Origin of the sequence: Dechloromonas denitrificans, assembly GCF_020510665.1 — a bacterium.
Taxonomy (GTDB): domain Bacteria; phylum Pseudomonadota; class Gammaproteobacteria; order Burkholderiales; family Rhodocyclaceae; genus Azonexus; species Azonexus denitrificans_B.
On record NZ_CP075187.1, the window covers coordinates 756,304 to 777,244 of the forward strand.

The 20,941-nt window shown below is 61.1% G+C and carries 16 protein-coding genes and 1 tRNA gene; 6 read left to right on the top strand and 11 right to left on the bottom strand.

Annotation, left to right across the window (positions count from 1 at the left end; translation table 11 throughout):
- Window positions 1-29 precede the first annotated feature (29 nt).
- On the top strand, window positions 30-803 hold the full coding sequence (locus KI614_RS03585) for a sulfite exporter TauE/SafE family protein (RefSeq protein ID WP_226407951.1): 774 nt from the start codon (window positions 30-32) through the stop codon (window positions 801-803).
- Window positions 804-895: 92 nt separating this feature from the next.
- Here the strand turns inward: KI614_RS03585 and KI614_RS03590 are convergent.
- The 7 genes from KI614_RS03590 to KI614_RS03620 form a co-directional block, all read right to left on the bottom strand.
- Window positions 896-971: transfer RNA gene (locus tag KI614_RS03590), tRNA-Ala, on the bottom strand.
- Window positions 972-1,019: 48 nt separating this feature from the next.
- Window positions 1,020-2,015 carry an L-threonylcarbamoyladenylate synthase gene (locus KI614_RS03595; protein ID WP_226407952.1) on the bottom strand — a complete coding sequence of 332 codons (996 nt, stop codon included), beginning with the start codon at window positions 2,013-2,015 and terminating at the stop codon, window positions 1,020-1,022.
- Complete coding sequence (locus KI614_RS03600; RefSeq protein ID WP_226409220.1) at window positions 2,012-3,154, bottom strand: 5-(carboxyamino)imidazole ribonucleotide synthase; 1,143 nt, start codon at window positions 3,152-3,154, stop codon at window positions 2,012-2,014. The genes KI614_RS03595 and KI614_RS03600 overlap by 4 nt, the downstream gene beginning before the upstream one ends.
- Before the next feature lie 17 nt (window positions 3,155-3,171).
- The gene (gene purE, locus KI614_RS03605; RefSeq protein ID WP_226407953.1) at window positions 3,172-3,669 is read right to left on the bottom strand and encodes a 5-(carboxyamino)imidazole ribonucleotide mutase; all 498 of its coding nucleotides are present in this window, start codon (window positions 3,667-3,669) and stop codon (window positions 3,172-3,174) included.
- Entirely contained in the window at window positions 3,670-4,524 is an 855-nt protein-coding gene (folD, locus tag KI614_RS03610; protein ID WP_203468737.1) for a bifunctional methylenetetrahydrofolate dehydrogenase/methenyltetrahydrofolate cyclohydrolase FolD, read from the bottom strand.
- A 74-nt stretch (window positions 4,525-4,598) separates the two neighbouring features.
- Window positions 4,599-5,210, bottom strand: coding sequence for an indolepyruvate oxidoreductase subunit beta (locus KI614_RS03615; protein WP_226407954.1), 612 nt, complete (start codon window positions 5,208-5,210; stop codon window positions 4,599-4,601).
- A gap of 2 nt (window positions 5,211-5,212) precedes the next feature.
- Entirely contained in the window at window positions 5,213-7,084 is a 1,872-nt protein-coding gene (locus KI614_RS03620) for a thiamine pyrophosphate-dependent enzyme (RefSeq protein WP_226407955.1), read from the bottom strand.
- 282 nt (window positions 7,085-7,366) lie between these two features.
- Between KI614_RS03620 and aceE the strand changes: the two genes are divergently transcribed.
- The 4 genes from aceE (at window position 7,367) to KI614_RS03640 (ending at window position 14,057) form a co-directional block, all read left to right on the top strand.
- Complete coding sequence (gene aceE / locus KI614_RS03625; protein WP_226407956.1) at window positions 7,367-10,042, top strand: pyruvate dehydrogenase (acetyl-transferring), homodimeric type; 2,676 nt, start codon at window positions 7,367-7,369, stop codon at window positions 10,040-10,042.
- Window positions 10,043-10,054: 12 nt separating this feature from the next.
- Window positions 10,055-11,686, top strand: a complete 1,632-nt coding sequence (gene aceF / locus KI614_RS03630) for a dihydrolipoyllysine-residue acetyltransferase (RefSeq protein WP_226407957.1) — start codon at window positions 10,055-10,057, stop codon at window positions 11,684-11,686.
- 10 nt (window positions 11,687-11,696) lie between these two features.
- A complete protein-coding gene (gene lpdA, locus KI614_RS03635; RefSeq protein ID WP_226407958.1) occupies window positions 11,697-13,484 on the top strand; it encodes a dihydrolipoyl dehydrogenase in 1,788 nt (595 codons plus the stop codon).
- A gap of 84 nt (window positions 13,485-13,568) precedes the next feature.
- Window positions 13,569-14,057 (top strand): thioesterase family protein, encoded by a 489-nt coding sequence (locus KI614_RS03640; RefSeq protein ID WP_203468743.1) that lies wholly within the window; start codon window positions 13,569-13,571, stop codon window positions 14,055-14,057.
- On the opposite strand, the gene ppk2 is transcribed toward KI614_RS03640, so the two are convergent.
- From ppk2 to KI614_RS03660, 4 genes are all read right to left on the bottom strand, one after another.
- Window positions 14,058-15,185: a polyphosphate kinase 2 gene (gene ppk2, locus KI614_RS03645; protein WP_226407959.1), complete on the bottom strand. Its 1,128-nt coding sequence runs from the start codon at window positions 15,183-15,185 to the stop codon at window positions 14,058-14,060.
- Between the two features lie 57 nt (window positions 15,186-15,242).
- Window positions 15,243-15,698, bottom strand: coding sequence for a SixA phosphatase family protein (locus KI614_RS03650; RefSeq protein ID WP_226409222.1), 456 nt, complete (start codon window positions 15,696-15,698; stop codon window positions 15,243-15,245).
- Between the two features lie 86 nt (window positions 15,699-15,784).
- Window positions 15,785-18,136: a fatty acid cis/trans isomerase gene (locus KI614_RS03655; protein ID WP_226407961.1), complete on the bottom strand. Its 2,352-nt coding sequence runs from the start codon at window positions 18,134-18,136 to the stop codon at window positions 15,785-15,787.
- Between the two features lie 118 nt (window positions 18,137-18,254).
- Window positions 18,255-18,716, bottom strand: a complete 462-nt coding sequence (locus tag KI614_RS03660) for a PaaI family thioesterase (RefSeq protein WP_226407962.1) — start codon at window positions 18,714-18,716, stop codon at window positions 18,255-18,257.
- 325 nt (window positions 18,717-19,041) lie between these two features.
- Here KI614_RS03660 and KI614_RS03665 point away from each other — a divergent pair, with 325 nt between their 5' ends.
- Complete coding sequence (locus tag KI614_RS03665) at window positions 19,042-20,904, top strand: TolC family outer membrane protein (RefSeq protein WP_226407963.1); 1,863 nt, start codon at window positions 19,042-19,044, stop codon at window positions 20,902-20,904.
- The last annotated feature ends 37 nt before the right edge of the window (window positions 20,905-20,941 follow it).

A 20,941-nucleotide genomic window follows, 5' to 3' on the forward strand; every position in this document is an offset into this window, starting at 1 on the left:
TCAACCTGTTTCTTCCGGAAAGTCCGACCATGCACCTGCTGGCGATTCCTGACCTTCTTGCCATGCTTGCCCTGGGGGCCGCGCTGGGGTTTTTTGGCGGCCTGTTCGGCATTGGTGGCGGGATCATTGCCATCCCGTTTCTCGGCTTGGCGCTGGGAATGACGCAGGCACTGGCCCAAGGAACATCGCTGGCGATGATGGTGCCCATCCTGCTCGTTGGCTGGTGGCGCTATACGCGCCGCCACCCGATTCCCTGGCGAATCGCCATCCAAATCGGCATCCTGGCCTCGCTGGCGACCTGGCTGGTTGCTTATGTAGCCACCAGCCTCAATTCCGAAGTTTTGCGCAGTGTGTTTGCCGTTTTTCTGATCGTTCTGGCGCTGCGCATGCTGGCCAAACGAAAAGCCCCGGTTGGAGAGCAAGGCCGGGCTCGTCTTGATTCTCGCTGGATGCCGCTGGTCGGTTTGCTCGGCGGCGCCTGCATGGGCTTGCTCGGGGTTGGCGGCGGCTTGGTCGCGACGCCTTTTTTCACCGGCGTTTTCGGACAACGACAAACCGTGGCACAAAGCCTTTCGCTGGCGCTGGTGACGCCGTGTTCGATGGTCGCCCTGATGACTTACAGCAGCGCGCAGCAGGTTGATTGGTCGGTGGGCCTACCGCTGGCCGTCGGTGGCTTATTGACCGTTTCAACCGGTGTCGCGATGGCGCATCGCCTGCCGGAGCGCACCATGAAGCTGGCCTTTGCGTGGATGATTCTCGTCACGGCACTTTGGCTTTTGCTCAAACCCGTACTTCTCGGCTAATTTTTGCAAACAATGCGGGGTGGTCGGGCGTTGAGCTGAAGGGGCTGAAAGCACAAAGGCCAGTAAAAACTGGCCTTTGCTGGGTAATTCGTTGGTGGACCGAATGAGGATCGAACTCACGACCTCCGCATTGCGAACGCGGCGCTCTCCCTGCTGAGCTATCGGCCCGGCGTCAGGAAATTCTATCTCAGACTGCGTGGCCGATCAAAGTGGCGTTCAGTCTTTTCCTGCCCCGGCAACGGCCCGGCGCAGGCGGTCGCTGACTGCAGCCCAATCCGGGCTTGCCGGCAGGGCTTCGACGGCGATCAGGCTGACGTTGGCGTGGTCCATGTCGCGCAGGGCGGCGTAGAGGTCGTGGGCGTAGCCGACCGGGTCGGCGGGCAGCATGCGCCACGGGTGCGGCATGCCGGCCTGCGGCGGCTGGCTGTGGCTGATCACGCCACAGGTGTCGCCTTTGTGGCGCTGGGCGTTGAGGAAGTCGAGCAGGCGCTCGCCGGCGACCAGTCGCATCGGCGTTTGCGGTGCGTAGTGGGCGGCCAGGGAGCCGGAGACGCGTGGCGCTCCGCTTGCTGTTTCGATGTTCGGGCAGCGCCCGAGTACGGCTTGCAAGTGTTCCGGAGAAATGTGGCCGGGACGCAGGACAACGGGCTCACCGCGCGAGCAGTCGACAATGGTTGATTCGATGCCAACTTTGCAAGGTCCACCGTCCAGAATGAGCGGAATTCGATCGCCGAGTTCTTCGGCGACGTGTGCCGCCGAGGTCGGGCTGATTCGGCCAAAACGGTTGGCCGAGGGGGCGGCGATGCCGGCATGCAGGCCGGCGACGGCGGCAAAGCGGCGGAGCAGTTCGAGGGCGACAGGATGGCCGGGGACGCGCAGGCCAACGGTGTCCTGGCCGCCGGTGACGGCATCGGGAACCCAGGCCTGCTTCTTCAGAATGAGGGTCAACGGGCCGGGCCAGAAGGTTTCCATCAGCTCCCAGGCGACGGCGGGAACTTGCTCGGCCCAATGGTCGACCGCGTCATGGCCGGCCAGGTGGACGATCAACGGGTGGTCGGCCGGGCGGCCCTTGGCGGCGAAGATTTTGGCAACGGCGGCCGGATTGGCTGCATCGGCGCCCAGGCCGTATACGGTTTCAGTCGGCAGGCCGACCAGTTCGCCGCCCTGGAGCAGGGCGACGGCGCGTTCGAAATCCGCGTCGGAAGGAGTCATTCGCCCTTGATGCCGATCGCGGCACGGGCGGCCAGCGCCGCTTGCTGGACGGCTTCAGCGTTGTCGCCGATGACCGTGAAGTGGCCCATCTTGCGGCCGGGACGGGCGTGGTGCTTGCCGTAGAGGTGCAGTTTGAGGTTGGGGATGGCGTGCAGGCTGGCCCAATCCGGTTCGCGGTAGTGCTCGCCGTCGTACCACAGGTCGCCCAGCAGATTGACCATGACCGCCGCAGAGTGAGCGCGTGCTTCGCCCAGCGGCAGGCCGCAAAGGGCGCGTACCTGCTGTTCGAATTGGTTGGTGATGCAGGCGTCGACCGTGTAATGGCCGCTGTTGTGCGGGCGTGGTGCCATTTCATTGACGATCAGCTGGCCGCGGCTGATGAAGAATTCGACGCCCATGGTGCCGATGTAGCCGAGCTTTTCGGCAATGCGAGCGGCGACTTCCTCGGCATCGCTGCGGACGCAGGCCGAGGCCCGGGCCGGGACAATGGAAACGTCGAGAATACCGTTGGTGTGCTGGTTTTCGCCGGTCGGGAAACAGGCGACGCGGCCTTGTTCGTCACGGGCCAGAACGACCGAAACTTCGTAGTCCAGCGTCAGGCGCTGTTCGAGAACGCAGGCTTCGCCCTTGAAGCGGCCGAAGGCCAAAAGAGCCTCTTCACGGTTGTTGACCGTGGCTTGCCCCTTGCCGTCGTAGCCGAAGCGGGCGACTTTGAGGATGGCCGGAAAGAGCGCGCTGTCAGCGTTGCGGATGTCGTTTTCGCTGCGGATTTCGGCAAACGGGCCATGTGGCAAGCCGTTGTCGCGCAGGAATGACTTCTCGGCAATCCGGTTCTGGCAGATGCCGACGGCGGCGGCCGAGGGGCGAACCGGCACGAACTTGGCAAGATAGTCCAGCGTGTCGGCCGGCACATTTTCGAATTCGGTGGTGATCGCGGCGCAACCGGCGGCAAATTCGTCGAGCGCGGCGTAGTCGTTGTAATCGACGCAGAAGTGCCGTTCGGCGATCTGGCCGGCCGGGCTGTTCTTGTCCGGGTCGAGAACCCAGACCTGATAGCCCATTTCGTGGGCGGCTGTCACGAAGAAGCGGCCCAACTGGCCGCCTCCGAGCATGCCCAACGTGGCGGGCGGCAGAATCATGGTCGAGGACATGGGGCTCAGACTTCGGGAAGTTTCATGCCCAGGACTTTGTCGGTCTGGGCTTGGCGGAAGGCTTGCAGTTTGGCGTTCAGCGCCGGGTTTTCGTTGGCCAGCATGGCCACAGCGAAAAGGGCGGCATTGGCGGCACCGGCTTCGCCGATGGCGAAGGTGGCAACCGGGATGCCCTTCGGCATCTGGACGATGGAGTGCAGTGAGTCGACGCCGGACAGGGCGCGCGATTGAACCGGCACGCCGAGTACCGGGACGATGGTCTTGGCGGCCAGCATGCCGGGCAGGTGGGCGGCGCCGCCAGCCCCGGCAATGATCGCCTTGAGGCCGCGCGGACCCGCCGTTTCGGCGTATTCGAAAAGCAGATCCGGGGTGCGGTGGGCGGAAACGACACGGGCTTCGAAAGCCACGCCGAAATCCTTGAGGATGACGGCGGCGGCCTGCATGGTCGGCCAGTCGGAATCCGACCCCATGACGATGCCGACGGAAATCTGTTGGTCGCTCATTTAAATGCCTGCCTTGCGTTCGGCTGCTTCGATGGTGTTGGCCAGCAGCATGGTGATGGTCATCGGGCCGACGCCGCCTGGTACCGGGGTGATCTGACCGGCCACTTCAAGGCAGCTGGCGTAATCGACGTCACCGCATAGCTTGCCGTCCGGCAGGCGGTTGATGCCGACATCGATGACGACGGCGCCCGGCTTGATCATGTCGCCGGTGACGAATTTCGGCTTGCCGACCGCGGCGACCAGAATGTCGGCGCGGCTGGTGTGGAATTTGAGATCGCGGGTGCGCGAGTTGCAAACGGTGACGGTAGCGCCGGCGTTGATCAGCAGCAGTGCCATCGGCTTGCCGACAATGTTCGAGCGGCCGATGACGACGGCTTCCTTGCCGTTCAGATCGACGTTGCCCTTTTCGAACATCTTCATCACGCCATACGGCGTGCAGGGGATGAAGCGCGGATTGCCCTGGGCCAGCGCGCCGACGTTCTCGGCGTGGAAACCATCGACATCCTTGTCGGCGGCAATGGCTTCGAGCACGGCTTCTTCATCGAAATGCTTGGGCAGCGGCAGTTGCACCAGAATGCCGTGAATCGCCGGGTCGGCGTTCAGTTCGGCGATCTTTTTGAGCACTTCGGCCTGGTCGACCGTGGCATCGTAGGTGATCTTCTCGGAGTGCATGCCGATGGCCAGGCAGCCATTGACCTTGTTGCGTACATACACTTCGGAGGCCGGGTCGGCGCCGACCAGAATGACCACCAGGCCGGGGCGTTGTCCCTTGGCGGTGAGTGCCTCCACACGAGCCTTGAAGCTCTGGCGCAGTTCCTCGGCGAGGGCCTTGCCATCGATAATTTGTGCCGTCATCGTCGCATCCAACAAAAATGAAAAGGGGAAAGGCGGGCGCCTTTCCCTTTTGAACAGCCGGGTATTTTACCAGATTACGCGCAGGCTGCTTCGGCTGCCCCGACGGCGCTGCGTCCGGCTTCGAAAGCCCGGCGATTCAGTTCGACCAGCTTCTCGCCCTTGCGCTGGAAGCGCTTGAGTACGCAGTCGAGCAAAACCTCGGCCGGGAAGGGGAGATGATCGGCAATGGCGCCGAGCATCACGGTGTTGCCGAGGCGGATGTCACCCAGTTGCTGGGCGATCGAGGTGGCGTCGAAAGCGACGACCTTGTTGCCCATCTGGCGAATTTCAGCCAGCGGGTCGGCCGGGTAATCGAACAGGCCAAGTTCAACGACTGGCGGCACGAGGCGTGCTGTATTCATCAGCGTGATGCCGCCCGGGCGCAGCATGTGCTGCCAGCGCAGCGCTTCGGCCGACTCGAAGCCGAGCAGGACTTCAGCCGTGCCGGGCGTGATCTGCGGCGAAAGCACTTTCTGGCCGAAGCGCAGGTGTGAGGAAACGACGCCGCCGCGCTGGGCCATGCCGGCAACTTCGGTTTTCTTGGCGTCGTGGCCCATGGCGATGGCTGCCTCGGCGAGGATTTCCGTCGCCGTCATGACGCCCTGGCCGCCAATGCCGACGACGAGGATGTTGGTGTTTTCGCTCATCTTCAGGCTCCGCAGTTCTTGACCAGCTTGATCGGTGAAACCGGCACGTGATGCACGATGGCATCCGGCGCGCAGGGCTGGACGCAGAGGCCGCAACCGGTGCACACCGAGCTTTCGATGCGCACGAAGGCCAGGTCGACCTCGCGACCGGAGGCCTTGACCTCCTTGCCGCGTCGCGTGACGTGGATGGCCGGGCAGCCGACATCGAGGCAGTTACCGCAGCCGGTGCATTTGTCGTCGAGCACTTCGAAGGGCTTGAGCTTGTGATAGTCCTTGATCAGCACGCAAGGTTGGTCGGTGATGATGACCGAGACTTCCGGCACCTTCACTTCATCGCGGATGGTCTTGAACAAAACCGGCAATTCATACGGGTTGACCGTGTGAATCCGCTCTTCCTTGACGCCCAGGGCGGCGACCAGCTTGGCGAAGTTGATACGCGGCGCATCGTCGCCATAAATATCGCGGCCGTTGCCCGGATTGTCCTGGCCGCCGGTCATGCCGACCGCGCGATTGTCGAGCAACAACACGGTGACGTTGCCCTTGTTGTACACCATGTCGAGCAGGCCCTGCATGCCCATGTGCAGGAAAGTCGAGTCGCCGATCACGGCAACGATCCGCTTGTCCTTGTCGGCCTCGCCGCGCCCCTTGTCCATGCCGAGCGCAATGCCCATCGAGGCACCCATCGAAACGCAGGTGTCGAGCGCATTCCACGGGTGGCCGGCGCCCAGCGTGTAACAGCCGATGTCGCCGGAGATGGTCAGATTGCGGACCTGGGAAAGGGTGTAATAAACACCGAGGTGCGGACAGGCGACGCACATGGTCGGCGGTCGGGGGAAAATCTGGACGGCTGCGGTCGACGTCGTTGCCGGCACGTTTTCGCCCAGCAGACGGGCAATGGCCGGGCGCAGCACATTGGGGGCGAGCTCGCCCTGAAGCGGCAGGATCTCCTTGCCGAGCACCTTGAGGCCCTGGGCCTTGAGCTCGGTTTCGACCAGCGGCTCGACTTCTTCGACGACGACGACCTGTTCGACCAGGGCGGCCAGTTCGCGGCATTTTTCGAAGGGCACCGGGCAGGACAGGCCGAGCTTGAGCACCGGCGCGTTCGGGAAGGACTCCTTGACGTGCATGTAAGCCGGGCCGGAGGCGATGAAGCCAACCCGCTTGTCGCTACCGTCTTCAATGAAGTTGAGCGGCGATTGCTCGGCCAGGGCGCGCAGTTCATTGTCGCGCTTGAACATCAGCGGAATGCGCTTGCCAGCGTTGCCCGGCACCATCACAAAACGTGCCGGTTCCTTCTTGAAGCCGGCGCCGGCGAAAACTTCGCGCTCGCCGACCTGAACGACGGATTTGACGTGATTGATCCGCGTCGTCATGCGCAGAATGACCGGTACCTGGAAGCGTTCGGACAACTCGAAGCCGACCTTGGTCATCGCATAGGCTTCCTGCGAATCGGCCGGTTCGAGGACGGGCAGGTGAGCAAAGCGGCCCCAGTAGCGCGAATCCTGCTCGTTCTGCGAGGAGGAGAGGCCGACGTCGTCGGCAATGGCAATGACCAGTCCGCCGATCACGCCGGTCAGGGTCAGCGTCATCAGCGCATCGGAGGCGACGTTCATGCCGACATGCTTCATGCAGCAGAAGGCGCGCGAGCCAGCGTAGGCGGCGCCGATGGCGACCTCCAGCGAAACCTTTTCATTGACCGACCATTCGGCGTAGAGGTCCGGGTAAGTCGAAATGACTTCGAGCATTTCGGTCGACGGGGTGCCGGGATAGGCGGCGGCCACCTTGACGCCTGACTCCCAGACGGCGCGGGCGACGGCTTCGTTACCGGACATGAGCAACCGGCTTGCGGCCGGTGCGGGCATCACTGCTGCCATGGAGGCTCCTGAGATCAATGACAAAAGCTTTCGATTATAAGAACTCGGTGATGCCGCAATTTGATACAGCGCAACTCATTGTCAGATTTGTTTTTGTCTCACTTCCGGGCGGGATTTTTTGCATTAGGGATATCCATAATATTGCGCATTATGATTTTTGTTTTTACAATGCGAAATACCGCATAGGTGTAAACACGGATTCGCGCAGCAAGAAGCAAGAGTTAAAGTTGTCGGGCTAAGCAGGCACGACAAGAAGACAACCAACCTTTTTGGAGACGAAAGATGGCCAACCAGCCGAATGCCCTACCTGATCCGACGGACGTAGATCCCCAGGAAACCAAAGAATGGATGGAGGCGCTCGATGGCGTCATCACCCAGGAGGGCGCCGAGCGCGCTCACTACTTGATCGAAAAAGTCATCGGCCAGGCCCGCGAAGCCGGCGTTGATCTGCCTTACTCGGCCAATACCGAATACATCAACACCATTCCCGCCGATCAGCAGCCGAAATACCCCGGCAATGCGGACATGGAAATCAAGATTCACAGCTATATCCGCTGGAACGCCATGGCCATGGTCGTGCGCGCCAACAAGGAAACCAACGTCGGCGGCCACATTGCCTCCTTCGCTTCAGCCGCCGCCCTTTACGACGTCGGCTTTTCGCATTTCTGGCGCAGCATCAACGATCCGTCCGGCGGCGACCTGATCTTCTTCCAGGGCCACTCCGTGCCGGGCGTTTATTCGCGCGCCTTCATGCTCGGTCGTCTGACCGAAAGCCAGCTCGACAACTTCCGTCAGGAAACCGACGGCAAGGGCATTTCGTCCTACCCGCACCCGTGGCTGATGCCGGACTTCTGGCAGTTCCCGACTGTTTCCATGGGCCTCGGCCCGATCCAGGCGATCTACCAGGCCCGTTTCATGAAGTACCTCGACTCGCGCGGACTGGCCAAGGCCAGTGATCGCAAGGTCTGGGCCTTTTTGGGTGATGGCGAGACCGACGAAGTTGAATCGCTGGGCGCCATCGGCATGGCCGGTCGCGAAAAGCTCGACAACCTGATTTTTGTCATCAACTGCAACCTGCAGCGTCTGGATGGCCCGGTGCGCGGCAACGGCAAGATCATCCAGGAACTCGAATCCGAATTCCGCGGTGCCGGCTGGAACGTCATCAAGCTGGTCTGGGGCACGCATTGGGATGCGCTCTTCCAGCGCGACAAGAAGGGCATTCTCAAGAAGCGCATGATGGAACTGGTCGACGGCCAGTATCAAACCTTCAAGGCCAAGAACGGCGCCTACGTTCGCGAACACTTCTTCAACACGCCGGAACTGCGCGAGCTGGTTGCCGACTGGACCGACGACGAAGTCTGGGCGCTGAACCGTGGTGGCCACGACATTTTCAAGATTTTTGCCGCCTATGACCGTGCGACCAAGACCAAGGGGGCGCCGACCCTGATCCTGGCCAAGACCATCAAGGGCTTCGGCATGGGCCAGGCTGGCGAAGCGATGAACACCTCGCACCAGACCAAGAAGATGGACAAGGATCAGATCGCCCGTTTCCGCGATCGTTTCAATCTGCCGGTACCGGACGACAAGCTGGAAGAGCTGCCGTACCTGACTTTCCCGGAAGATTCCGAAGAATACAAATACATGCGCCAGCGTCGCATGGACCTCGGCGGTTTCCTGCCGCAGCGCCGCCGCAAGGCCGATCCGCTGCAGGTTCCGGCGCTCGATACCTTTGCTGCCCTGTTGAAGGCATCCGGCGAAGGCCGCGAATTGTCCACGACGATGGCTATCGTCCGCATCATGAACATGATGTTGAAGGACAAGAATGTCGGCAAGAACGTCGTGCCCATCGTGCCCGACGAATCGCGCACCTTCGGCATGGAAGGCATGTTCCGCTCGGTCGGCATCTGGAATCAGGAAGGCCAGAACTACGTACCGGAAGATCATGACCAGCTGATGTTCTACAAGGAATCGAAGACTGGCCAGGTGCTGCAGGAAGGCATCAACGAATCGGGCGCGATGAGCGACTGGATCGCCGCCGCCACCTCGTACTCGGTACATAACGTCCAGACCATTCCGTTCTACATCTGCTACTCGATGTTCGGCATGCAGCGCGTCCTCGACCTCTGCTGGGCAGCAGGCGACCAGCGCGCTCGTGGTTTCCTGATCGGCGGTACCGCCGGTCGTACCACGCTGAACGGCGAAGGTCTGCAGCACGAAGACGGTCACAGCCTGATTCTCTCCAACCTGATCCCGAACTGCATCTCCTACGACCCGACCTTCCAGTACGAAGTCGCCGTGGTCACGCAGGACGGCATGCGCCGCATGTTCGCCGAGCAGGAAGACGTCTTCTATTACCTGACGGTAATGAACGAGAACTACGAGCACCCGGAAATGCCGGTCGGCGCCGAAGCCGACATCATCAAGGGTATGTACCTGTTCAAGCAGGGTGGCGAATCGGCTGGTCCGCGCGTTCAACTGCTCGGTTCCGGCACCATCTTCCGCGAAGTGATCGCTGCGGCCGACCTGCTCAAGGCCGACTGGGGTGTCGAGTCCGATCTGTGGGGCTGTCCGAGCATGAACGAACTGGCCCGCAACGGCCAGGACGTCCAGCGCTGGAACCTGCTGCACCCGCTCGAAGCGCCGAAACTGTCGCACGTCGAACAGAAGCTGGCTGGCGCCAAGGGCCCGGTCATCGCCTCCACCGACTACATCAAGCTGTTCTCCGAGCAGATCCGTCCCTTCGTCAAGGCACCGTACGTCACGCTGGGCACCGATGGTTTCGGCCGTTCGGATACCCGCGAGAAGCTGCGTCACCATTTCGAGGTCGATCGTCACTGGGTGACGCTGGCTGCCCTCAAAGCGCTGGCCGACAACGGCGAAATCAAGCGCGAAGTTGTTGCTGCCGCTCTGGTCAAGTACAACCTTGATCCGAACAAGCCGAATCCGCTGAGCGTTTAAGGGAGAGACAACATGAGCCAAATCATTGAAGTCACAGTCCCCGATATCGGCGACTTCGAAAGCGTTCCGGTCATTGAGCTGTTCGTCAAAGTCGGCGACAGCATCAAGGTCGACGATGCCATTGTTACCCTCGAATCCGACAAGGCTACGATGGATGTGCCTTCCACGGTCGACGGCGTCGTCAAGGAAGTTTTGGTCCAGCTGGGTTCCAAGGTGGGCGAAGGCGCGCTGCTGATCAAGGTTGAAACCGGTGGCGCCGCAGCCGCTGCACCGGCTCCGGCCGCTCAGGCCGCAGCACCCGCCCCGGTGGCTGCGCCTGTTGCCGCCCCGGCTGCTGCCGGCGGTGGTGTGGTCGAGGTCAAGGTGCCGGATATTGGCGATTTCGCCGAAGTGCCGGTCATCGAACTGTTCGTCAAGGTCGGCGATACGATCAAGGTCGACGACGCGATTGTGACCCTGGAATCCGACAAGGCGACGATGGATGTGCCTTCGACGGTGGCCGGTACGGTCAAGGAAGTTCTCATCCAGCTCGGTTCCAAGGTGGGTGAAGGTGCTGTTTTGATCAAGGTTGAAACGGGTGCTTCGGCCCCGGCTGCCGCGCCTGTCGCTCAAGCCGCTGCGCCGGTTGCCGCTGCCGCTCCGGCTGCGGTTTCTGCCCCGGTTGCCGCGTCGACCGCAGCAGCCCCAGTGGCGCTGGCGCCGGCCCTGCCGCTCGGTGCCAAGGTGCATGCTTCGCCGTCGGTCCGCGCTTATGCCCGCGAACTCGGTGTCGATCTGTCGAAGGTGCCGGCGACCGGTCCGAAGAACCGTATCGTCAAGGAAGACCTGACCAAGTACGTCAAGGGCGTCATGTCCGGTGTCATTTCCGGCCCGGTCGCTTCGGCGGCTGGCGGCGTCACCGGCGGTGGCGTGCTCGACCTGCTGCCCTGGCCAAAGGTCGATTTCGCCAAGTTCGGCGAGATCGAGGTCAAGCCGCTGTCGCGCATCAAGAAGATTTCCGGCCAGAACCTGTCGCGCAACTGGGTGATGATCCCGGCCGTGACTTATCACGAAGATGCCGACATCACCGATCTGGAAGCCTTCCGCGTTCAGTTGAACAAGGAAAACGAGAAGTCCGGCAACAAGCTGACCATGCTTGCCTTCCTGATCAAGGCTTGCGTCAAGGCGATGCAGAAGTATCCGGAATTCAACGCCTCGCTTGACGGCGACAACCTGGTGCTGAAGAAGTATTTCAACATCGGTTTCGCGGCCGATACGCCGAACGGCCTGGTCGTGCCGGTGATCAAGAATGCCGACAAGAAGGGCGTCTTCGAGATTGCCAAGGAATCCGGCGAACTGGCCAAGCAAGCCCGCGACGGCAAGCTGAAGCCGGCCGACATGTCCGGTGCCTGCTTCACGATCTCCAGCCTGGGCGGCATCGGTGGCACTTACTTCGCACCGATCGTCAATGCGCCGGAAGTCGCCATCCTCGGCGTCAACAAGTCCTCGCTGAAGCCGGTTTGGGACGGCAAGCAGTTCGTGCCGCGCCTGACCCTGCCGATGTCGCTGACTGCCGATCACCGCGTGATCGACGGCGCGCTGGCCACCCGCTTCAACGTCTATGTCGCCGAACTGCTGGCCGACATGCGCCGGATGATCGTTTAAGGGGAATGCGATGAGCCAGATTATTGAAGTCAAAGTCCCCGATATCGGCGATTTCGCCGAAGTGCCGGTCATCGAGCTGTTCGTCAAGGTTGGTGACAGCATCAAGGTCGACGACGCCATCGTCACGCTGGAATCCGACAAGGCCACCATGGATGTGCCGAGCCCGGTTGAAGGCGTGGTCAAGGAAGTGCTGGTCCAGCTCGGCGCCAAGGTGGCCGAAGGTGCGCTGCTGATCAAAGTCGAAACGGGCGCTGCCGCAGCAGCACCGGTTTCTGCCCCGGCAGCACAGTCGACCCTAGGGCCAGCCGTTGCTCCTGTGGTCGCAGCAGTCGCCCCGGTTGCCGGCAGCCATACCGGCGGTGCCGACATCGAGTGCGAGATGCTCGTCCTCGGTGCCGGCCCGGGTGGCTACTCCGCCGCTTTCCGTTCGGCCGACCTCGGCATGAAGACGGTGATCGTCGAACGCTACGCTACCCTGGGTGGCGTCTGCCTCAACGTTGGCTGCATTCCGTCCAAGGCACTGCTACACGTTGCTGCAGTGATCGAGGAGGCTGAACACGCCAACGACCTCGGCGTTACCTTCGCCGCACCGCAAGTCGACATCGACAAGCTGCGCGCCCACAAGGACAAGGTCGTCGGCAAGCTGACCGGCGGCCTGGCCGGCATGGCCAAGGGCCGCAAGGTCGACATCGTGCGCGGTTTCGGCACCTTCCTCGATCCGCACCACATCGAGGTTGAAGTCACCGAAGGTACGGGGCAGGACAAGACCGGTTCGAAGAAGGTCATCAAGTTCCAGAAATGCATCATCGCCGCCGGCTCGGCTGCGGTGCATCTGCCCTTCATTCCGAAGGACCCGCGCATTGTCGACTCGACCGGCGCGCTCGAACTGCGTTTCGTGCCGCAAAAGATGCTGGTTATCGGCGGCGGTATCATCGGCCTCGAAATGGCCACCGTCTATTCGACGCTGGGTGCCAAGGTTGATGTCGTCGAGATGATGGATGGCCTGATGCAAGGGCCTGACCACGATGCCGTCAAGGTCTGGGAGAAGCAGAATACGCATCGCTTCGACAAGATCATGCTGAAAACCAAGACTGTCGCGGTCGACGCCCGTGAAGATGGTCTTTACGTGACGTTCGAAGGTGAAGGCGTTTCGCCCGAGCCGGTCAAGTACGACATGATCCTGCAAGCCGCCGGCCGTGCGCCGAACGGCAAGAAGATCGGTGCCGACAAGGCCGGTGTCGCGGTCACCGACCGTGGCTTCATCAACGTCGATGCCCAGATGCGGACCAACGTGCCGCACATCTTCGCCATCGGCGATGTGGTCGGCAACCCGATGCTGGCCCACAAGGCGGTGCATGAAGCGCACGTTGCGGCTGAAGTTGCGGCCGGTCACAAAGCCGCTTTCGACGCCACCGTGATTCCGGGCGTTGCCTACACCCATCCGGAAGTGGCATGGGTTGGCTATACCGAGGAGCAGGCCAAGAAGGAAGGTCGCAAGGTCGAGTCCGCCAAGTTCCCGTGGGCCGCCTCCGGTCGCGCCATCGCCAATGGTGCCGATTACGGCTTCACCAAGCTGATTTTCGATGCCGAAACGCATCGCGTCATCGGCGGGGCCATCGTTGGTCCGAACGCCGGCGACATGATCGGCGAAGTCTGTCTGGCGATCGAAATGGGCTGCGACTCGGTCGATATCGGCAAAACCATTCACCCGCACCCGACGCTGGGCGAAACGGTGGGTATGGCGGCCGAAGTGGCGCATGGTACTTGTACCGACGTGCCGGCGCCACGCAAGAAATAGTTTTTACGGTTCTTCTCTGCGCCGCAAGGCGTTCGGTTTGGGCGACGGTGACACCGTCGCCCTTTTTTATGCTAAAAACCGGCGATGACTTCCATTCCGCTTCCCCGTCGCTCTCCCGAAGAGCAAGCCCGCCTTGAGGCTACGCTGCGCGATGTTTTCGAACATAAGCTCTGTTTCAACGAACTGCTCGGATTCAAGGTCGAATCGCTCGATCCGGCAGCCCCGAAAATCAGTTTTGCCATGCGCCCCGACCTGATCGGGCACTTCCTGCATGGCCGCCTGCATGGCGGCGTGATCGCCACGGTGCTCGATACTGTCGGCGGCCTGGCGGCAACGGTTGCCATCGCGGAAAAATTCAACAGCGAGACAACCGAGCAGGTTGGTCATCGTTTCGGCCGGATCGGCACCATCGATCTGCGAACCGATTATCTGCACCAGGGGATCGGCAAAAAATTTACGGCCACCGGACGGATTACCCGTCTCGGTGGCCGTATTGCTTCGGTCCAGATGACCCTGGAGAACGATGCCGGCCAGTTGATTGCAACCGGCTGCGCCTCCTACGTCATCAGCTAGTTACAGAATCGGCAGTCCCTGCTGCTCGCCACGTTCATACACGACGTTGGCGCGGCCGACAATCAGCGGGTCAAGGTTGCCGATCCTGTCCGTGTCCTTGTTGGCGTACGGCAGTTTGTGCAGGACATAGCGCATGGCGTTGAGTCGTGCGCGCTTCTTGCAATTCGACTTGATCACCGTCCACGGTGCATCGGCCGTATCGGTGTGGAAGAACATCGCTTCCTTGGCCTTGGTGTAGTCGTCCCACTTGTCGAGTGAGGCCATGTCGATCGGTGACAGCTTCCACTGTTTGAGCGGATGTACCTTGCGTTCGCCGAAGCGGCGGCGCTGCTCTTCACGGCTGACCGAGAACCAGAACTTGATCAGATGTGTTCCATTGCGCGCCAGCATGCGCTCGAACTCCGGCGCCTGACGGACGAATTCGGCGTATTCCTGGTCTGAGCAGAAGCCCATCACCCGTTCGACACCGGAGCGGTTGTACCACGAGCGGTCGAACATGACGATTTCACCATTGGTCGGCAGGTGCTGCACGTAACGCTGGAAGTACCATTGGCCGCGTTCGATTTCGCTCGGTTTTTCGAGTGCAACAACCCGTGCGCCGCGTGGGTTCAGGTGTTCCATGAAACGCTTGATGGTGCCGCCCTTGCCGGCCGCATCGCGTCCTTCGAACAGGATGACGACCTTCTGTCCGGTTTCCTTGACCCAGGCTTGCAACTTGAGCAATTCGACCTGGAGGCGGTATTTCTGCCGCTCATAGTTGCGGCGCTGCATCAGGTTCTTGTACGGATAGCCGCCGTCGCGCCAGTCCTTGGCCAGTTCTTCATCCGGCGTCGTCGGCTGCTCGCCGGTCAGGATGCCTTGCTGCTTGAGCAGGTTCTTGAGCAATGCGGCGGACTCTTCCGGCGGCATGCCGGCAATCACGTCGCGCATGGCGCCGAGTTTTGATTCCTGGGCGCCGTCGACCGCGGCTTTAACGGTGAAGGATTCGATGCCCGACTGACTCAGGCTGGGGGGGCGGTCACCCAGATTGGCCGGCCTGGCCTTGACCTGGCGTGTTGCAGGTTTTTTCGGTGCAGCAGCAATAGTTGCGACCGGTGGTTTTGTGCTTGTTTTTTTTGTGGTGACCATGCCCTCTCCTGACGTTAATGGGAAAAGGTTCATTTCACGCCTAAGCGTGGCGCTTGTCTAGTCCAGTAATTCTGCCGGGAGTACGGCGCGCAGAACGGTTTGCGTTTCACCGCGGCGAACGCGGTTGCTGAGCCACCACAAGGCGCCTTTTTTGATCGTCCATTCGGCCTCATGGCCGGCAAGCAGTAGCGATGCCATGCGGCCGAGTGAAGGCTGGTGACCGATGATCAGTACCGAACCATTGGCATTGGGCCAGCCCGAGGCGGCGATCAGCTCGGAAACGCAGGCTTCCGGACCGATCTTGCGGTGGGTTTCGAAAGGCAGCTTGAGCGCTTCGGCTGTTTGCTGGGTGCGGACCGACGGGCTGACGATGATGCGCAAATCCTTCGGTTGGTGGGCGTGAATCCACGTGGCCATCAAACGGGCCTGCTTTTCGCCGCGCTCGGTGAGCCGGCGTTTCATGTCTTCTTCGCCATCCTCCGCTTCGGCGTGGCGCCACAACAGCAAATCCATGGTCGTGCTCGTACTCAGGGTCAAAGGCGGCATGATGAAGGTTTCATGTTACGGGGATATTTCATCGCGGGCGCCCGCTGTCCCGGTCAGTTGTTTTCGAGTCGGCTGTAATCAAGAATGGCCGCCTCATTCGGCGTTCTCTGGCGCCAGTCGGCGTGAATGGCGTCGCTCAACGGCCAGAAGCGCGGATCGGTCCGGCGAATACCGAAGCGTTCGGTCAGGCGAACCAAGTCTTCATTGCTCGACAGGCCGGCAACTGCCTGGCTGAAAAATGACAGTTCCGATGCGTCGACCGCAAAAATGGCGTTCGGATAGGCGCCGACCACGCCATCGAGCGCAAGCAGCGTATCTTCTTGCGGCAAGCGCCGCGTCGCCTCCCTGAAAAGTTCGGCGACGTTGCTGTGTGCGCTGTTGCGAATCAGCGATACGACATGAAGCCGGCCATCGTTCTGAGTGATTGCCAGCAGGCTGTTTTCCGGCATGTGGGAAGCCGCGATGCCGTGTGTTGTCGATAATTGCCGAAGTGCTCCCAGGGCAATTGCCGACCATTCGCTGGCCTTGAAGTCGAGCGTACTGTCACGAATTCCCGACATGCGTTGCTGCAGGATTTGGTACAACTCGTCGAGCGGCGATTTGCTGCGATAGCGCATGCCGCTTTCCTTGGGGAAGTAACTGGTTGCGTCGGCAAAGTACCGGATGTGGGGCTCGCTGCGCCCGCGATACCAGCGGTCGAGCACCGGTTGGCGTGCCTTGAGCGGTAACAGGGTGAGGAAATTCTGTTCGCCTTCCATGCGTAGAAAATCCATGTACAGCCGGGTGGCAACCTGATGGCCGAGGTTGCCATAGACATCGAAGCCGGCGACAAGCAGGTAGTGCATCCGCTCGAACAGCGGGTAGCCGAGGAGCAATGTGGTTTGCGGGCGTTCTCCCGCCAGGCCGCGGACAACCGAGGCGCTGTCGAAGTGACGGAAAACGGTGAGCGCGGCATTCGGGTTGTTGCCGTCGCCATCCCACAGATTACGGACATGGGGCAGGAATTCGCGTGTTGCCGAGCGCGCCAGGATGTTGCTTTTTGTTTCGAGATACTGGCTTTCGAGTTTTGCATACTGGCGCCATGCGAGGAGCCCGGCTGTGCTTTCGTGCTCGGCAGGCAGGCGTAGTGCCGGCGTGGCGGCATCCAGCATGGCGTTCATCAGCTTGGTTTCCTTGCTGTCCGGTGCCACGAAGACCACCCAGAAATGATCGTTGATCACATTCAGTGCGACTTGTCCGCGACAAACCGGCCCTTTCATGAAGCCCATCAGCGTGAACTGGGCTTCGTCGAGCATGAAACGGTAGCGGGCGTCGACCGGGAGCGAATGGAACGTGGCAAAAGGATTCGAAGCTTGTTCCGGAGCGTAACCAGGGAGTTCGGCAACCGGGTAATCCGCCGAAATGAACCACTCGCGCAAGCGGGCCATGCGCGCGGCATCGAGCTTGAGCGGCATGTGCTTTTTGGCCACCGAGGTGGCTTCCATGCGCTGCAAGCGGTAATACACACGATCGGTCGCCGGGTCGTCGTACGGTCGACGGGTGGCGATCAGACGAATGGGCTGGCCGGGGGGCGTGCTGCTGCGTACCAGTTCAAAAAAGTGTCCGGGCCATTCGTCAAAGTGGAAGTGTCCGATGTACCAATGCTCGAAGATGTAGCGGGCCATCAAGCGTGATTTCAGGTCGTCCCCGTTGAGAAAGCTTTCCCAGTCGGCAACCTGGGTTTGTACTGTCTGGGGTACGGGGGGCGGTGGTGAATAAGGGGCGCCGGCTTCGATCCAGCGGGTCAGCGTACGATGCTCTGCGCTTGAGATCGGTGGCAGGCCGAAGGGCATGCCGCGGGTTGGATGGCTGCGGGTATAGAGATCGAGTCCCTCGGCTACCACGCATTGGGCGCTGCGATCGAGTGAGAAATCAATATCCGGATCATTCAGCGCTCCGATCCGGGGGCCGGGGTTTTCCTGTTTCAGGGTCAGCAAGCGGTGCATGACACCTGCTTCGCGATTGGCTTCAAGGCTGGGTTGCCGTTCGTTGAGGACAGGGAAAAAGCCCATCTGCCGCCATTCGACATTGCTTTGTGCATCAATGCCGAGCCGCGTTGGCTGAGCCGCAAGCAGGCGTGCGGCGGCATAGACGACTTCCGGGTTGGCGCCACGGGTCAGGCCGGCGTAACTGGTCAAGTTGAGTTGGCAGGGGGCGTCGTAGCAGGCGTGACAAGTGACACAGCGCTGATCGAGGATCGGCTGGATGTCTTTTTGATAGTCTGGCGCGGCGGCTGACGCGCCTGTTGGGCGTTGGTCAAAACGTGCCGGATCGGCCGGGCCGTAGCGATCTTCAAGCTGCAGGGCAACGACGGTGGCACAGCCTGCTAACAAGAAAACGATGAACAACGTGAGCAGGCGGCGCATGGCTGATTTTCGAGTCGATGTTCAAGTGACTCAAAAGTCTATTTTCTTCATCGCGGGAAGTAAAGGCGCAAGGGGAGGGCGGTGCTTGCCCTGCACCCTCGCGGGGCGATGCTTCAGGTCATGATGTGAAAGTGTCGGGCATTTGCAGGGCGACGACTTCGCCGCGTGCCGTGGCAATGCCTTCCGCGTAGACCGTAGCTTCGACCACCACTTTGCGCCCCTTGATTTCCTTGATACGTCCGCGAATTTCCAGTTGTGGGCCGAGTGGCGTGGGTTTCAGGTAGCTGACTTGCAGCGAGCCGGTGACAAAGCGAAAGGCCGGCAAGCTATTCATCGCCCTGTTTTCCGCACGATACATCGCTGCGGCGGCGGTTCCCGTGCCATGGCAGTCAATCAGTGAGGCCAGCAGGCCGCCATAGACAAACCCCGGAATGGCGGTGTGCTCAGGCCGTGGCTGGAAGTGGGTTACCGTTTCGTCGCCATCCCAGAATGTCTTGATTTGATGGCCGTCGTGATTGAGCCGACCGCAGCCGTAGCAGTGCGCGACGTTTTCGGGGTAATACTCCTGAAAAGCTTGCATGGGTAATCCTGTTCGTTGTTGATCCGGATGCATGCTAGGGCAGTCATCCTCAGGTGCCCATTGCCAAGTCTGACAGGGAGGATGCAGATTCTGACAATCGGAATTTTCGGGGGCTTTGAAAGGGTGGGGTGGTGTTGCAATTTATGACAAGTGTTGCGATCCTTCCTTTACGATTTCTTACAAATGAGGCGCTTGGCTCCCCTATACTGCCTCCCGTATAGCCCATTCGGGGTTAGTTGAACGATTTTTGGCCGACAACTTTTGGCTGTTTGATACGTTCAAGGCCCTTTGGCTCGATTGAAGACTTTTTGGATTGTTCGCATATATGAAACCGAATGCATTGCTCGTTCTGCTCCTTTCCGTTGTTTTTCCCACCCTTGGCCATAGTGCGCCGAGTTCGGAGGCACAGGGGACGTTGAAGGAGATAGCGCAGAAGGCAGTGCTGAACAGTCCTGAAGTGACGTCGAAGTGGCACAACTACAAGGCCGCGGAAGAAGAGATTGGTGTTGGCCGGGGCGGCTACTTTCCGCGGGTTGATTTCACGGCCGGGACCGGCCGGGAAAGCCTGGAACAAGCCCCGAGCAGCACGACGAACAAATACACGCGCAGCGGCTACGGCCTGAGCCTGAACCAGATCCTGTTCGACGGCTTTGCCACGCGCAACGAAGTTCGTCGCCTGGACAAGGCCCGGCTGGTTCGTTACTACGAACTGCTGGACGCCTCGGAAGCCGTTGCCCTGGAAGCCTCGCGCGCCTACCTTGATGTGCTGCGCTACCGCTTCCTGGTCAATCTGGCCGAAGACAACTACGTCCAGCACAAAGCGACCCACGAACAACTGCTGCGTCGTACGCAATCAGGCGTTGGTCGTCGGGTCGACCTTGAGCAAGCCGGCAGCCGCCTGGCCCTGGCCGAAATCAACCTGACCACCGAAACCGCCAACCTGCACGACGTCACGGCCCGCTACCAGCGCATCGTGAACAGCCAGCCGCCCAGCGTGATCGTTCCACCCAGCCAGGTTAGCAGCGGCTTGCCCGCCAGCCAGAAAGCTGCGCTGGACGTTCTGTACAAGAAAAACCCGACCCTGCTCGCCGCCGTCGAGAACACCGAAGCCGCCCAAAGCGAACTGGACGTCCGTCGCGCTGCCTACTCCCCCAAACTGGACCTGCGCGCCCGGACCGACAGCACCGACAACTACCTGGGCGCCAAAGGCGAACGGAACTACACCGTCGGCGAACTCGTCGTCAGCTTCAACCTCTTCAACGGCGGCGCCGACCGAGCCCGTGAAAAGCAATACATCGAGCGCAAGAACCTCTCGCTCGACCTACGGGAAAAAGCCTGCCGCGACACCCGGCAAACCCTGGCCATCGCCTACAACGACGTCGCCCGCCTGCGCGAACAAGCCACCGCCCTGGCCACCCAGGTCAGCCTGCTGGAAAAGACCCGTGACGCCTATCGCGACCAGTTCAACGTCGGTCAGCGCACCCTGCTCGACCTGCTCGACACCGAAAACGAATTGCTCAGTGCGCGTCGCAACGCAGTCAATGCAGACTCCGACCTGAGCCTCGCCTACCTGCGGACCTACGCCGGCATGGGCACACTCCTTGAACACCTGGGCCTGCAAAAGCTCGACACGCCGACCCCGGAAGCGAAAGAACTCGCCCAGGTCGACCTGGCAGAACTCTGCCCGAACGAAACCGCAGGCGTGCCGGTCCCGGATCGTGAAGCACTGAATGCCCGTGCGATGGCCCAACTGCAAGTCAAGCCAGCCCCCTTCGTGCCCGCAGCCTCGCCGGTCGCCGCAACCGCACCGGACAGCGAAGTCCTTTCGCGGGTCAAGGGCTGGGCAGCAGCCTGGGCGGCGAAAGACTACAACGCCTACAGCGGCTTCTATGCGCCGACCTTCACGCCGGATGGTGGGCTATCGCGGGAAGACTGGGCGCAACTGCGTCGCAGCCGTATCTCGACGCGTGAGCACATCAATGTTGAATTGCAGGATGTTAGCGTTCGGATGGAAGGTGCCGATCGTGCGCAAGTCAGTTTCCGCCAGATCTATCAGTCGAACCGCTATAACGACACGACGCAGAAGGCCCTGGAAATGATTCTGGTTGGTGGCAAGTGGCTGATCAACCGCGAGAGCTCGGTACCTTGCGGCGGTAGCACCACCGGTGGATGCAAGTCCGTCAAGTAATCCGTTTCCGGTTCTGATTTTCTTCGGAACCGGATGC